General features: G+C 57.6%; 10 protein-coding genes. 4 read left to right on the top strand and 6 right to left on the bottom strand.

What is annotated here, in order from left to right; translation table 11 throughout:
* Position 1 precedes the first annotated feature (1 nt).
* The 4 genes from K7R23_RS07540 to K7R23_RS07525 form a co-directional block, all read right to left on the bottom strand.
* Complete coding sequence (locus K7R23_RS07540) at positions 2–880, bottom strand: [formate-C-acetyltransferase]-activating enzyme (RefSeq protein WP_012907779.1); 879 nt, start codon at positions 878–880, stop codon at positions 2–4.
* Positions 846–3,143, bottom strand: a complete 2,298-nt coding sequence (locus K7R23_RS07535; protein WP_012907780.1) for a formate C-acetyltransferase — start codon at positions 3,141–3,143, stop codon at positions 846–848. Before K7R23_RS07535 ends, K7R23_RS07540 begins: the two co-directional genes overlap by 35 nt.
* A gap of 171 nt (positions 3,144–3,314) precedes the next feature.
* Complete coding sequence (locus K7R23_RS07530) at positions 3,315–3,635, bottom strand: PTS fructose-like transporter subunit IIB (RefSeq protein ID WP_012907781.1); 321 nt, start codon at positions 3,633–3,635, stop codon at positions 3,315–3,317.
* Between the two features lie 14 nt (positions 3,636–3,649).
* Positions 3,650–4,729, bottom strand: a complete 1,080-nt coding sequence (locus K7R23_RS07525; protein WP_012907782.1) for a PTS fructose transporter subunit EIIC — start codon at positions 4,727–4,729, stop codon at positions 3,650–3,652.
* A gap of 307 nt (positions 4,730–5,036) precedes the next feature.
* Between K7R23_RS07525 and ptsP the strand changes: the two genes are divergently transcribed.
* Genes ptsP through gldA form a run of 3 tightly spaced genes read left to right on the top strand, consistent with a single transcriptional unit; the run spans position 5,037 to position 9,330 of the window.
* Positions 5,037–7,538 (top strand): phosphoenolpyruvate--protein phosphotransferase, encoded by a 2,502-nt coding sequence (gene ptsP / locus K7R23_RS07520; RefSeq protein WP_012907783.1) that lies wholly within the window; start codon positions 5,037–5,039, stop codon positions 7,536–7,538.
* A gap of 13 nt (positions 7,539–7,551) precedes the next feature.
* A complete protein-coding gene (fsa, locus tag K7R23_RS07515) occupies positions 7,552–8,214 on the top strand; it encodes a fructose-6-phosphate aldolase (protein WP_012907784.1) in 663 nt (220 codons plus the stop codon).
* Positions 8,215–8,226: 12 nt separating this feature from the next.
* Positions 8,227–9,330 carry a bifunctional L-1,2-propanediol dehydrogenase/glycerol dehydrogenase gene (gene gldA, locus K7R23_RS07510; protein ID WP_012907785.1) on the top strand — a complete coding sequence of 368 codons (1,104 nt, stop codon included), beginning with the start codon at positions 8,227–8,229 and terminating at the stop codon, positions 9,328–9,330.
* Between the two features lie 110 nt (positions 9,331–9,440).
* Here gldA and katG read toward each other — a convergent pair whose 3' ends face one another.
* Together katG and metF are read right to left on the bottom strand one after the other, a co-directional pair.
* Positions 9,441–11,621 carry a catalase/peroxidase HPI gene (gene katG, locus K7R23_RS07505; protein WP_012907786.1) on the bottom strand — a complete coding sequence of 727 codons (2,181 nt, stop codon included), beginning with the start codon at positions 11,619–11,621 and terminating at the stop codon, positions 9,441–9,443.
* A 165-nt stretch (positions 11,622–11,786) separates the two neighbouring features.
* Positions 11,787–12,677, bottom strand: a complete 891-nt coding sequence (gene metF / locus K7R23_RS07500) for a methylenetetrahydrofolate reductase (RefSeq protein WP_012907787.1) — start codon at positions 12,675–12,677, stop codon at positions 11,787–11,789.
* A gap of 484 nt (positions 12,678–13,161) precedes the next feature.
* On the opposite strand from metF, the gene K7R23_RS07495 reads away from it, so the two are divergent.
* Positions 13,162–14,172, top strand: a complete 1,011-nt coding sequence (locus tag K7R23_RS07495; protein ID WP_012907788.1) for an IS110-like element ISCro5 family transposase — start codon at positions 13,162–13,164, stop codon at positions 14,170–14,172.
* The last annotated feature ends 277 nt before the right edge of the window (positions 14,173–14,449 follow it).

Below are 14,449 nucleotides of genomic sequence, written 5' to 3'. Positions count from 1 at the left end.
ATTAACCTCCTGTGGTGACCTCAAAGCCAGCGTTCTCCGCCATTTCACGGTATCTTGCCACGGCTTGCGCCGTGGGCGCCGGAACGTATTTCATTGACCAGGACTGCCCGAGCAGGCGATATTTCGGTTCGCCGTACAGATGAAACGGCAGCAAATGAACCTGTCTTATCCCAAGTGATAACAACAAGCTCAGGGCACGCTGCATATTCTCCGGCATAAGTGTATAACCGGGAATCAATGGCAAGCGGGGGATCACATTAATCCCTTCCGCCACCAGCAGCTTCAGATTCGCCAGTACCCGCGGCAGATTCATGTTCACCACCTCACGCGCCCGCTCCGGCTCCATAATTTTTAAATCAAAGAGTACCTCATCACAGGCTTTCGCCAGCGGCAACAGGCGACTGGCGGATGCATCACCGGCGGTTTCAATCGCGCAGCGCACATCCCAGCGCCGCAGGCGGTGCAGGAATCGGGTCGCGAAAGGCGCCTGCATCAGCACCTCGCCGCCGGAGAGAGTAACACCGCCGCCGGAAGTGCGAAAGAAAACGTCGTCTTTCATCACCTCACGTTCCAGCTCATCAAGGGTGACGTCGCGCCCGATCCGTTCAAACGCACCGGAAGGGCATTCGTCGGCGTCCCGCAGGCAGGGCACGCAGTGCAGACATTTACTTTCCCGGCGCACGGTTTCAATACGCGGTGAAATGGATTCAGGATTGGCGCACCACGGACAGGTATGCGGGCAGCCTTTAAAAAAGACTACCGTGCGTATTCCCTGCCCGTCATTCAACGAGTAACGCTGAATATTGAAGATGCGCGCAACGTCATCGCCGCGCGGCTCCGGTACCTCACAGCTGATGCGCGGTACGGCGAATGATGTCATCCTGGATCTCCTTCGACAGCTCAACAAAGAAGGCGCTATAGCCCGCCACGCGAACCACCAGTCCGGCGAAATCCTGCGGTCGCTGCTGCGCTTCCCGCAGCGTTTCGGCATTCACCACATTAAACTGGATGTGCTGAAGCTTAAGCTGAGTAAATGCGCGCAGGAAGTCAGCGAGCTTGCGCAGCCCCGCCTCGCCCTCCAGGGTCGCCGGAGTAAATTTGACGTTCAGCAGCGTGCCGTTGGAAAGCAGCGTGTTATCGAGCTTGCTGACCGATTTCAGTACCGCCGTCGGCCCCTGCATGTCCTGTCCGAGCATTGGCGACAGGCCGCCGTCGGCCAGCTGTTCTCCGGCGAAACGACCGTCCGGCGTCGCCCCCACTACCGCACCCAGGGGCACATGCGCAGAGACGGTATAAGAGCCCGGCGTAAAATGGCCGCCGCGCGGATTCTGATATTTTTCCACCTCTTTGCAGTAATAACGCAGCAGTTCGGCGCTGATGTTATCGACATCATCAATGTCGTTACCGTATTTCTCGAAGCGGTTGATCAGCCGGGCGCGGATCTTTTCTCCTTCCGGGGTGGCAAAATTAGCTTTCAGCACGGCGAGCAGTTCATCGAAACTCAGGCGCTGCTGCTCAAACACCAGCCCGTTCAGAGCGTGCAGCGAGTCGCTCAGGTTAGCGATGCCTATCCCCTGAACGCCGGAGAAGTTATAGCGCGCGCCGCCGTCGGTAATATCGCGCCCATTTTGCAGACAGTCGCTGATAAACGAGGAAAGCAGCGGCACCGGCGCCCAGTCGCGGTGGCCGATATCGCAAATATTGCTGCCCTCCACCATCAGGGTGATGTAATGGCTGATTTTGCTGCGAATATGATCCAGCAGGCCTTCATAACTGAGTTCGCTGTTGCCCTCGTTTTCGTAGAGGCTAATCTCCATCACCTTCAGCAAATTGAACATGGCGATGTCATGCAGGCCGTAGGTTTTGCCCGGGATCGACAGCTCCACGCAGCCCACTACCGCGTAATCACGCGCATCCTCCAGCGATACGCCGCGGTTCAGGAATGCGGGCACCACCACTTCATCATTGAAGATCTGCGGGATACCGGTGCCGAGGCGGATCGTCTGTGCCGTTTTCATCAGGAACGGCGTATCGATCAGCGCATTGGTGCGCACGCCGAGGTTAGGCTGCGGCAGCTGTACGCTCTGGTAGGCGTCAAGGCACAGGAAAGAGAGGACGTTCACCGCGCTGCGCCCGTTTTCGGTTAAGCCGCCAAGCAGCGCGGTGTAACCGGTCGGGAAGCCGGCAAAATAGCGGGCGCTGCTGGTCGAGCGCAATAACACGATATCGTTGCACTTCACCCACAGCGACTCAAGCAGCTCCTTCAGGAAAGCCGGATCGTCCCCCTGCGTCAGCGATGCCTGGTAAAACGGCAGCATGTACTGGTCGAACCGGCCAAGCGACAGCGAGCTGGCGTTAGACTCGTACTGCAAAATGATGTTCATGTACCAGAACAGCTGACACGCCTGCCAGAAGGTCTGCGGCTTATGCGCCGCGTTATGCCGCAAGTTCGCCGCAATCGCGAGCAGTTCCTGACGGCGCTTCGCGTCAGGGCAGCGCTCAGCCATCTCTTCCGCCAGCACGGCATAGCGCAAAATATGCCGCTGAGACGCTTCCAGCAGCAGCAGCGCGGCCTGATAAAAGTGATTATCGGGCGCTTGTTGACAGTGCGCCCGCATCTGCGTCGTCAGTTCGCCCAGCCCGTTATTCAGCAGGCGCGGATAATCAATGATGATATGCCCCTGCCCTTTATCCGTCTGGTTGACGCTAAAAATCTGCGTACTGACGGCGGCCTTCACCTCATCGGTCATCTGCGCGTTGATGAAATCCTTCATCGAGCGTTTTTCCCACCAGGGGAACAGCTCTTCGCGATAGATGCGTTTATCTTCTTCGCTAATATCAAAACGGTCCTGCGGGCGCGTCGGAAACTGATCCAGCTCCTTGAGCAGCCAGTACGGGTCCATCTCGGGCGACATAATCCCCGCACGCGGTTTTACGGTGCGGTTCCCGGCAATCAGTTCCTCATCACGAATTGAGATCGCCACATGTTCAAGGATATACGCCGTCGCTTTGGCGCGACGCAGGATAACCGGTTCGCCCTCCGTCTGCTGATAGCTGGCGGTGTAAAGCAGCGCGCGTTCCAGCGAGATTTCACGGTTGTTCTGGAACAGCGCGCTTTTCAGGCGTTGGATACGATTCGTCATGAGGAACTCCCTGAAGCCTGGCCATCAGGCTATCTTATTTGTCATTTTGAACCTAGGCTGTGCTCGTAACCCTCACGTACGGCGGGTACGCTCGGGTTCCTGCGCGCTGTCCGTGTTCAAACTGCCTGCAACGATGACGCCTGATGAAGCAGGCTGTTAATCAAAAAACGGTTACGCGGTTTGCGCCAGATGCGCGTCAATCTTATTCATAATGGCGTCGGCGCGTTTTACCGCATCGCTGATATTGACGCGTACGATGGTTTTACCTGCGAAGCGCTCTTCGAATTTGATGCCGATATCCTTAGTCAGAATCACCATATCCGCGCTCGCCACGTCGTCCGGCGTCAGCTCATTTTCCAGGCCAATTGAGCCCTGCGTCTCCACTTTCACTTCCCAGCCTTTCGCTTTTGCGGCGCTCTCCAGCGCTTCGGCAGCCATATAGGTATGCGCGACGCCTGAAGGACATGCGGTAACTGCAATAATTTTCGTCATGGTTTCTTCCTCACTTAATTCATTTCAAACTCTAAATCCAGGTCGTCTTCTTTTTCGTCAACCTGAGTGTCCTTCTTCCGCGCCAGGCTTTTCAGCACGTTTACGCAGATTGCAGTAACAACCGCGCCGACGGCGATCGCGGCGATATAACCGAGCTTGCCTTCCACCACCGGCAGGACGATTAAGCCGCCCCAGCCGGCATAGCACTGCGCGCCGAACAGCGCAGCGGTGGCCGCCCCGCAGGCTGAGCCCAGCATGATGGAAGGGATGACGCGCAGCGGATCGGCGGCGGCGAAGGGAATCGCCCCTTCAGTGACGCCTACGCAGCCCATCACCAGCGCCGCTTTACCGGCTTCCCGCTCTTCCGGAGAGAAGTTTTTACGTCCCAGCAACGTTGCCAGCCCCAGGCCCAGCGGCGGTACGCAGATCCCTACGGCGGCGATGGCCACAACGGTGTAGACGCCCTGCGCCACGCAAATCAGCATAAAGGCATAGGCAACCTTGTTTACCGGACCGCCCATATCAAAGGCCAGCATTAGTCCCATAATTACCGCTAACATCACGATGCTGCCCTGCTGCATCCCCTGCAGCCATTCGGTCAGGCTGCCGGTCAGCGCGCCGACCGGTTCGCCCAGCCCCCACATCATGATGCCTGCCGTGATAAAGGTGCCGATGACCGGAATAACAAAGATGGGCATAACGGAGCGCAGCACCTTATGCACCGGGATTTTTTTCAGGTAGTGAACGACGATGCCGCCGATGATCCCGGCAATCAGCGCGCCAAAAAAACCGGCGCCGAAGCTGTTGCCCACCCAGGCGCCAATCGCGCAGGGCGCCAGCGCGGAGCGTTCGGCAATGGAATAACCGATGTAGGCGGCAAGAAAAGGCACCATCAGCGTCAGTCCGGCGACGCCAATATCAAACAGTTTTTTCAGATTCGGATCGGTCGCAGCGTCCGGCACCGCCCCTTTGCCGTACAGCATGACGGAGACCGCCAGTAAGATGCCGCCCGCAACCACAAAGGGGATCATATGCGACACGCCCGTCATAAGATGCTGTCGGGTATTTTTCAGGATCTGCACCAACTCTTTCATACGTCGCTCCCGGGCCAGGAAAGCCCATATCCATAACGTTGTTGTGGCAAACAATAGGCAATCCGCAACGGCGCAGACAGTGGATAAAAAGGCCATTTACTGGATTTTTGTAATATCAGTACAAAAATGCGATCCGCTTCATAACTTCAGCACAGCGTAATGAAAACGCTAACGCTCCGAGTTGTGAAGCAACTCGCAATTTTCTCGTCACATTACATTTGTCCAGTTTTTGGCAGATTTGTCACATGGCAGAGAGCAATCAAGCCCTTTTATCCTGTAAGCAGAAAACCGTTATGGGAGAGAGGCAATGGCCCTGATTGTGGAATTTACCTGTGAACTGCCCAACGGCGTTCATGCGCGCCCGGCAAGCCACGTGGAAACGCTGTGCAATACCTTCACGTCTCAGATTGAGTGGCACAACCTGCGCACTGGTCGTAAGGGCAACGCCAAAAGCGCGCTGGCGCTGATTGGCACCGACACCCTGGCTGGCGACAGCTGCCAGTTGCTGATTACCGGCGCGGATGAAGCCGAAGCTCACCAGCGTCTGAGCCAGTGGCTACGCGAAGAATTTCCGCTCTGTGACGCCCCGCTGGCAGAAGTCAGCAGCAGCGAATTAGTCCCGCTTCCCGCCTCGCTCACCCACCTGAATCCGCAGTTATTTCGCGCCCGAACCGTCTGCAACGGCAGCGCTGGCGGCATCCTGACTCTGATCTCCTCGCTGGATCTCAACGCCCTCGGCGAACTACCTGCGGCAAACGACGTGGAGAAGGAACAGTCAGCGCTGGATCGCGGCTTAACGCTATTAATGAAAAGCATCGCGTTCCGTTTGCTCGACAGCGATGGCGCCACCAGCGCCATCCTGGAAGCCCACCGTTCGCTGGCGGGCGATACCTCTTTGCGTCAGCACCTGCTGGACGGGGTTTCACGCGGCTTAAGCTGCGCGCAGGCGATTGTTGCCAGCGCTAACCATTTCTGCGATGAATTCTCCCGTTCCAGCAGCAGCTATTTACAGGAGCGCGCGCTGGACGTGCGTGACGTTTGCTTCCAGTTGCTGCAACACATTTACGGCGAAGAACGCTTTCCGGCGCCGAGCAGGCTGACCCAGCCCAGCGTCTGTATGGCCGATGAACTGACGCCAAGCCAGTTCCTGGAGCTGGATAAAACGTTCCTCAAAGGCTTGCTGTTAAAAAGCGGCGGCACCACCTCGCACACGGTGATCCTCGCCCGTTCGTTTAATATTCCCACCCTGGTCGGCGTGGAAATTGACGCCTTAACGCCGTGGCTCCAGCAAACGGTGTATATCGACGGCAACGCAGGCGCAATCGTGGTCGCTCCTGACGAGCCCGTCGATCGCTATTACCAGCAGGAGGCCCGCGTACAGCATGCCCTGCGCGAACAGCAGCGCGTCTGGCTGAACCGGGAAGCGCGCACTGCGGACGATGTCCGGATGGAGGTCGCCGCCAATATCGCGCACTCCGTTGAGGCGCAGGCCGCCTTCGGCAACGGCGCGGAAGCGGTCGGTCTGTTCCGTACGGAAATGCTGTATATGGACCGCGCCAGCGCGCCGGACGAAAACGAACTGTACAATATCTTTTGCCAGGCGCTGGAGCCCGCCCGGGGACGCAGCATTATTGTGCGCACGATGGACATCGGCGGCGATAAGCCCGTTGATTACCTCAACATCCCGGCGGAAACCAACCCTTTCCTCGGCTATCGCGCCGTGCGCATCTATGAAGAGTACGCTGCGCTGTTTACCACCCAACTGCGGGCGATCCTGCGCGCGTCAGCACACGGCAGCCTGAAAATCATGATCCCGATGATCTCCTCAATGGAAGAGATCCTGTGGGTCAAAGAGAAACTGGCGGAAGCTAAACAGCAGTTACGCAATGAGCATATCCCGTTTGATGAGAAGATCCCGCTCGGCATCATGCTGGAAGTTCCGTCGGTGATGTTCATCATCGATCAGTGCTGCGAGGAGATTGATTTCTTCAGCATCGGCAGCAACGATTTGACGCAGTACCTGCTGGCCGTCGATCGCGACAACGCTAAAGTCACTCGCCACTATAACAGTCTGAACCCGGCCTTTCTGCGCGCGCTGGATTACGCGGTGCAGGCGGTGCATCGACAGGGTAAGTGGATTGGCCTGTGCGGCGAGCTGGGGGCAAAAGGCTCGGTTCTTCCGCTGCTGGTTGGCCTCGGGCTGGATGAGATCAGCATGAGCGCGCCGTCGATTCCCACCGCCAAAGCGCGCATGGCGCAGCTCGACAGCCGCGCCTGTCGCCAGTTGCTGAATCAGGCGATGGCCTGCCGCACCTCGCTGGAGGTGGAGCATCTGCTGGCGCAGTTCCGCATGACGCAGCAGGACGCCCCGCTGGTCACCGCCCAATGCATCACCCTTGACAGCGACTGGCGCAGTAAGGAAGAGGTGATCAAGGGGATGACCGACAACCTGCTGCTGGCGGGTCGCTGCCGCTATCCGCGTAAGCTGGAGGCCGATCTCTGGGCGCGCGAAGCGGTCTTCTCAACCGGCCTGGGCTTTAGCTTCGCCATTCCGCACAGCAAATCTGAACATATTGAGCAGTCCACCATCAGCGTGGCGCGGCTGAACGCGCCGGTCCGCTGGGGCGACGACGAGGCGCAGTTCATCATCATGCTGACGCTCAACAAACACGCCGCGGGCGACCAGCATATGCGCATTTTCTCACGTCTGGCCCGTCGCATCATGCACGAAGAATTTCGCAACGCGCTGGTTAACGCCGCCTCCGCCGACGCTATCGCCAGCCTGCTGCAACATGAGCTTGAACTTTAAAAAGAGGAAGAAAATGGAACTGTATCTGGATACCGCAAACGTAGCGGAAGTTGAACGGCTGGCGCGCATCTTCCCGATTGCTGGCGTGACCACCAATCCGAGCATTGTCGCGGCAAGCAAAGAATCCCTCTGGGATGTGCTGCCGCGGTTACAACAGGTTATCGGCGCAGATGGCGTACTGTTTGCCCAGACCATGAGCCGCGATGCGCAGGGCATGGTGAACGAAGCGAAACGCCTGAACAACGCCATACCAGGCATCGTGGTGAAAATCCCGGTGACCTCCGAAGGTCTGGCGGCGATCAAGATGCTGAAAAAAGAGGGCATTACGACGCTCGGCACCGCCGTGTACAGCGCTGCGCAAGGGCTGCTGGCCGCGCTGGCAGGCGCGAAATATGTCGCCCCCTACGTAAACCGCGTGGACGCGCAGGGCGGAGACGGTATCCGCACGGTACAGGAGTTGCAAAGCCTGCTGGCGCTGCACGCCCCGAACAGCAAAGTGCTGGCGGCAAGCTTTAAAACCCCGCGTCAGGCGCTGGACTGTTTACTGGCTGGCTGCGAAGCGATCACGCTGCCTTTAGATGTAGCGCAACAAATGCTCGATACCCCTGCGGTACAGTCGGCTGTTGAGAAGTTTGAGCAGGACTGGAAAAACGCATTCGGAAACATCAACCTGTAAAGGGGATAACGTATGGATCGCATTATTCAATCACCTGGTAAATACATCCAGGGCGCAGATGTCATCACCCGTCTTGGCGACTACCTCAAGCCGCTGGCGGAACGCTGGCTGGTGGTCGGCGATAAATTTGTTTTAGGTTTCGCTCAGGAGGCGCTGGAAAAGAGCTTCCGGGATGCGGGACTGGCGCTGGAAATCGCGCCGTTCGGCGGCGAATGTTCGCAAAATGAGATCGACCGGCTGCGCAGCGTCGCTGAAAAGGCGCAGTGCGGCGCAGTACTTGGCATCGGTGGCGGCAAAACGCTGGATACCGCCAAAGCGCTCGCCCACTTTATGAATCTGCCGGTCGCTATTGCGCCGACCATCGCCTCAACCGATGCGCCATGCAGCGCTCTTTCCGTTATCTACACCGACGCCGGTGAGTTTGACCGCTACCTGATGTTGCCGCATAACCCGCATATGGTTATCGTTGATACGAAAATTGTCGCGGGCGCACCGGCGCGACTGCTGGCCGCCGGTATCGGCGACGCGCTGGCGACCTGGTTCGAAGCGCGCGCCTGTTCACGCAGCGGCGCGATCACGATGGCCGGGGGAAAATGCACCCAGGCTGCGCTGGCGCTGGCTGAACTGTGCTACAACACGCTGCTGGAAGAGGGTGAAAAAGCGATGCTGGCCGCTGAACAGCACGTAGTAACGCCCGCGCTTGAGCGCGTGATCGAGGCGAATACCTATCTGAGCGGCGTCGGCTTTGAAAGCGGCGGTCTGGCGGCAGCGCATGCAATTCATAACGGTCTGACGGCAATTCCTGACGCCCATCACTACTACCACGGCGAGAAAGTGGCGTTTGGTACGCTGACGCAGCTGGTGCTGGAAAACGCCCCGGTTGAGGAGATTGAAACCGTCGCCGCGCTGTGCCACTCCGTCGGTCTGCCGATTACGCTGGCGCAGCTGGATATTAAACAGGATGTGCAGGCGAAAATGCGCATCGTGGCGGAAGCGTCCTGCGTGGAGGGAGAAACCATCCACAATATGCCAGGCGGCGCAACGCCGGATGAGGTGTATGCCGCTCTGCTGGTTGCCGACCAGTACGGACAGCGTTATCTGCAGGAGTGGGAATAAGCGGAATTTGCCGGAGAGTAGCCTCATCCGGCAATTTGCCCGGTGGCGCTGACGCTTACCGGGCTGTCACTGACAGGCCGGAAGGCGGCTTCGCCTCCCGGCATTCAGACTTACAGCAGGTCGAAACGGTCCAGGTTCATCACTTTCACCCATGCAGCCACAAAGTCCTTCACGAACTTCTCGCGGCCATCGCTGCAGGCATACACTTCAGCCAGCGCGCGGAGCACCGAGTTTGAACCAAACACCAGATCGGCGCGGGTGGCGGTGTATTTCACTTCGCCACTCTGGCGGTCACGCCCTTCAAACAGCTCTCCGGATTCATCGGTTGCCTTCCATTCGTAGCGCATATCCAGCAGATTCACGAAGAAATCGTTGCTGAGAACGCCAACGCGGTCGGTAAAGACGCCGTTCCTGCTGCCGTCGAAATTGGCGCCCAGTACGCGCATCCCGCCTACCAGCGCGGTCATTTCCGGCGCGGTAAGGGTCAGTTGCTGCGCTTTATCAATCAGCAGTGACTCGGTGGTAGAGACATCCAGACGCGCCCGATAGTTACGGAAACCATCGGCAATCGGCTCGAGCAGTTCAAACATCTCAATATCGGTCTGATCCTGACGGGCATCGACGCGGCCCGGCGTAAACGGTACGCCGATGCTGACGCCGGCAGCGCTCGCCGCCTGCTCCACACCAACCACGCCCGCCAGCACGATAATATCGGCCAAGGACGCTTTGCCCGTCGATTTCTGGATCTCTTCCAGCACCGGCAGTACGCGTGCCGCAGTGGCATTGACGTCCCAGTCGCGCTGCGGCGCTAAGGCCAGACGCGCGCCGTTCGCCCCGCCGCGCTTGTCGCCGCCGCGGAAGGTGGACGCCGAGGCCCAGGCCACAGAAACCAGCTCGCTGACGGACAGACCGGAAGCGGCGATTGCCGCCTTCAGGCTAATGATCTCCTCTTCGCCCGGATGGTAGACCGGCTGCGGCAGCGGATCCTGCCAGATCAGATCTTCTTTCGGCACTTCCGGACCAATGTAGCGCGCTTTCGGTCCCATATCCCTGTGCGTCAGTTTGAACCAGGCGCGGGCGAAGGCTTCATTAAACGCCTGCGGATCGTTCAGGAAACGTCGGGAGATCTTTTCAAACTCCGGATCGAAACGCAGCGTCAGATCGGTTACCAGCATCGTTGGCTTGCGTTTTTTCGACGGATCGAACGGATCGGGAATAATTTCCGGCGCGTCAACCGCTTCAAACTGGATTGCCCCCGCCGGGCTGCGCGTCTGTACCCACTCGTATTTGAACAGGTTCTCGAAGAAGTAGTTGCTCCACTGGGTTGGGGTTTGCGACCAGACCACTTCCAGACCGGAGGTGATGGCATCCGCTCCCACGCCGCTGCCGTGGCTGCTTGCCCAGCCCAGACCCTGTGCCTCAATCGGCGCCGCTTCCGGATCCGGCCCCACGTGAGACGCTGCCGCCGCGCCGTGCGTTTTACCGAGCGTATGCCCGCCGCCGATCAGCGCCACGGTTTCTTCGTCGTTCATCCCCATGTTGCCAAAGGTCGCGCGAATCGCCGCCGCTGCGGAAATCGGCTCACCGCTGTGATCCGGGCCTTCCGGGTTCACGTAGATAAGCCCCATCTCCGTTGCGCCCAGCGGCGCTTTCGCCAGCGCTTCCGGATGACGGTGAGTCAGCCAGGCTTTCTCATCACCCCAGTTCACGTCCAGATCCGGTTCCCAGACGTCTTCGCGCCCGGCGCCGAAACCGAAGGTGCGGAAGCCCGAGTTTTCCAGCGCGACGTTGCCCGCCAGAATATAGAGATCCGCCCAGGAAATTTTTTGCCCGTATTTCTGCTTAATAGGCCACAGCAGACGGCGTGCTTTATCGAGGCTGACGTTATCCGGCCAGGAATTCAGCGGCGCGAAACGCTGCTGTCCGCGACCCGCCCCGCCGCGCCCGTCAATCGAACGGTAGGTGCCCGCGCCGTGCCACGCCATCCGAATAAACAGCCCGGCATAGCTTCCCCAGTCGGCAGGCCACCACGGCTGTGATTCGGTCAGCAGCGCTTTGAGATCGCCTTTCAGCGCCGAATAATCTAATTTGCTGAATTCTTTGCGGTAGTCGAAGTCCTCACCCAACGGGTTCGAACGGTTAGAGTGTTGATTTAAAAGATCCACCCGGAGCTGGTTAGGCCACCAGTCGCGGCTGGTTGTTCCTGCTCCAGCGCTCTGGTCATGACCGCCCTTATGGAACGGACATTTTCCGGTAGACAGGGTGTTATGGGTATCGTCGGACGTGCTCATATCTCAGCTCCCTTTTCAATGTTACCGCTACGATATACACCACCAGAGATTAGATATATTCGATATAATCCACAGATTCGATAGCCAATACCTTTTATATTTTTCGTTAACAAGATGTAGATCAAAGCAGACGTAAAAAAGCCCTCCGCAGAGGGCCTGGAGAACTTACAGAGCGGGCCTGACACCCAGAGTATGACAGATTGCGAAACTCATCTCAGCGCGGTTAAGCGTATAAAAATGAAAATCTTTTACTCCTTCCCGGCTTAAAATTTTCACCATGTCCATCGCGATGTTCGCCCCCACCAGTTTGCGGGTCTCCGCATCGTCATCAAGCCCGTTAAACATTTGTGACATCCAGGCCGGAATACGCACGTTGGTCATGTCAGCGAACTTCTTCGCCTGCTTAAAGTTTGAAACCGGCAGAATGCCCGGAATGATTTCGACATCAATGCCCGCAGAGACGCAGCGGTCGCGAAAGCGCAGGTAGCTTTCGACGTCGAAGAAAAATTGGGTAATGGCGCGATTTGCACCAGCATCGACTTTACGTTTCAGGTTCAGCAGATCCGCCTGGGCGCTTTTCGCCTCCGGATGCACTTCCGGATAGGCCGCGACCGAAACATCAAAATCCGCCACCTCTTTCAGCAAACTGACCAGGTCGGCGGCGTACATATCCGGCTTGCCGCTGCCCGGCGGCAGGTCGCCACGCAGGGCAACGATGTGACGGATGCCATTGTTCCAGTAGTCGCGAGCAATGGTGCGTAATTCATCGCGGGTGGCGTCAATGCAGGTCAAATGCGGGGCAGCTTCCAGCCCGGTGCGATCTTTAATACCCTTAATGATGCTGTGCGTGCGGTCGCGCTCGCCGGAGTTCGCGCCGTAGGTCACCGAGACAAACTTCGGCTTCAGGCTGCTCAGTCGATCGATAGAGTTCCACAGGGTTTGCTCCATTTCACTGGTGCGCGGCGGGAAAAATTCAAATGAAACGTTAATCTGACCCTGTACTTCCGCCAGGCTCTGATTCAGGGCTTCCCGCTGGTTGGCGTGAAAAAAGCTCATACCTTACCTCATCAATCGCTTGTCATTATATGTTGTGTTGTGAACATCTATCCGTTTAGACGTCCAGATGTAAAAATGACGGAAAAGCGCGATGCCGTCAACAGAAAAATCAGCGTAAAGAGTGAGGAAAACTCAGGGAAGGTGAAAAAAATTCACGTTGCGAGGAAAGGAAGGCGTTTCGAACGCGGTCAGAATGCCAGATGATGAGCGCTTTAACGTATCCAGCAGACTGATAGTGCGAATCCCAGGCCGGATGCCGCCATCCGATAGTTTGCCCGGTGGCGCTATCGCTTACCGGGCCTACGTGTCGGTGCAGGCCGGATAAGGCGAAGCCGCCATCCCGCTGTTTGCCCGGTGGCGCTGTCGCTTACCGGGCCTACGTATCGATGCTGTTGCAGGCCGATGTGATGGACACCTCCCACCTTACGGCATCATTAGTGCCAGACTGAGGTGTTAACTTCAGTTCCCAGGGGGAGGTGTCCACATGAATATTAAACGTATTGGCCTCGATCTCGCAAAGCTGGTTTTTCAGCTTCATGGCGTTGATCACCATGAACGCGTTGTTCTCCGTAAAACACTGCGCCGTTCACAGATGCTTGTCTTTTTCGCCCGGCTTGAGCCCTGTCTTATTGGTATCGAAGCCTGCGGCTCCTCGCATTACTGGGCCAGAGAGTTGACCCGACTCGGGCACTCTGTCCGTATTATCCCGCCCCGGTTCGTTAAGCCTTATCTGAAGGGCAACAAAAACGATGCCAATGATGCCGAAGCTATCTGCGAGGCCGTCAGCAGGCCCTGTATGCGCTATGTTGCCGTTAAATCTGAAGCGCAACAGAGCATGCAGGCAGAGCACCGGGTTCGTGCCCGCCTGCTTCGCGACAGAACGGCGCTCAGCAACGAGATACGCGGCATGCTGGGCGAGTTTGGCCTTGTGCTTCCTGTCGGGCTTGCCGCGCTCAGACGAGCACTGCCGGAGATACTTTCTCAGCAGGAACAATGGGATAACCGCTTTATCCGTCTGCTGTGCGAGTTAGCGGAGGAATTGCAGATACTGGATGACCGACTGGCGCGTTATGACCGGCGGCTTAAACAGCTGGCGCAGGACGATGACCGTATCAGGCGGCTTCAGGAGATCAGCGGGATTGGCCCGGTAACCGCCAGCGCGCTGGTTGCAGCAGTGGGTAATGCAAGACAGTTTAAAAACGGACGTGAAATGGCGGCCTGGCTGGGGCTGGTTCCCGGGCAGCACTCAAGCGGCGGAAAAAACCGGCTGGGTCACATCAGTAAGCGGGGTGACAGCTACCTGCGAACGCTGCTGATCCACGGAGCGCGTGCAGTACTGAATGCCTGCGGTAACAAGGAAGACCGTCGAAGCCAGTGGCTGCAGTCAGTGGCAGAAAGACGTAACAGGAATGTCGCAACGGTCGCCATGGCGAACAAAAATGCCCGTATCGCGTGGGCCGTGCTGAGTCGGGAAGAAGAATATCGCGTGATGTAGAACGAAACGGTAAGAGTGAGAGAAAAGAATAATCCTGTCGTGAGATTGCAGAGTCATTAAGCACAAATGTGTAACAGGTAAGACCGACACCTGAAAACTCCGGTTTATCCGAAGGCTCCCTGCGAAGCAAAGCCGTCAGGCCGAATGGAACCAGGTGTGCAGATAACATCATGGCCGGGCACGACGGTGCCGAAAGAAAGGCCGGATATACGAAAGCATCTTACTCCCGTTACACAAAACATGATTAGTGGCTTGCATAACGGGAGGTGTCCATATA

The organism is Citrobacter rodentium NBRC 105723 = DSM 16636 (assembly GCF_021278985.1).
Classification (GTDB): domain Bacteria; phylum Pseudomonadota; class Gammaproteobacteria; order Enterobacterales; family Enterobacteriaceae; genus Citrobacter_A; species Citrobacter_A rodentium.
Note: the sequence above shows the minus strand (reverse complement) of the source record. Positions and strands in the feature narration are given on the sequence as shown.

Coding starts and splice junctions, on each gene's coding strand:
- K7R23_RS07540 (WP_012907779.1), bottom strand. CDS start 880: ATGACATCATTCGCCGTACCGCGCATCAGCTGTGAGGTACCGGAGCCG.
- K7R23_RS07535 (WP_012907780.1), bottom strand. CDS start 3,143: ATGACGAATCGTATCCAACGCCTGAAAAGCGCGCTGTTCCAGAACAAC.
- K7R23_RS07530 (WP_012907781.1), bottom strand. CDS start 3,635: ATGACGAAAATTATTGCAGTTACCGCATGTCCTTCAGGCGTCGCGCAT.
- K7R23_RS07525 (WP_012907782.1), bottom strand. CDS start 4,729: ATGAAAGAGTTGGTGCAGATCCTGAAAAATACCCGACAGCATCTTATG.
- ptsP (WP_012907783.1), top strand. CDS start 5,037: ATGGCCCTGATTGTGGAATTTACCTGTGAACTGCCCAACGGCGTTCAT.
- fsa (WP_012907784.1), top strand. CDS start 7,552: ATGGAACTGTATCTGGATACCGCAAACGTAGCGGAAGTTGAACGGCTG.
- gldA (WP_012907785.1), top strand. CDS start 8,227: ATGGATCGCATTATTCAATCACCTGGTAAATACATCCAGGGCGCAGAT.
- katG (WP_012907786.1), bottom strand. CDS start 11,621: ATGAGCACGTCCGACGATACCCATAACACCCTGTCTACCGGAAAATGT.
- metF (WP_012907787.1), bottom strand. CDS start 12,677: ATGAGCTTTTTTCACGCCAACCAGCGGGAAGCCCTGAATCAGAGCCTG.
- K7R23_RS07495 (WP_012907788.1), top strand. CDS start 13,162: ATGAATATTAAACGTATTGGCCTCGATCTCGCAAAGCTGGTTTTTCAG.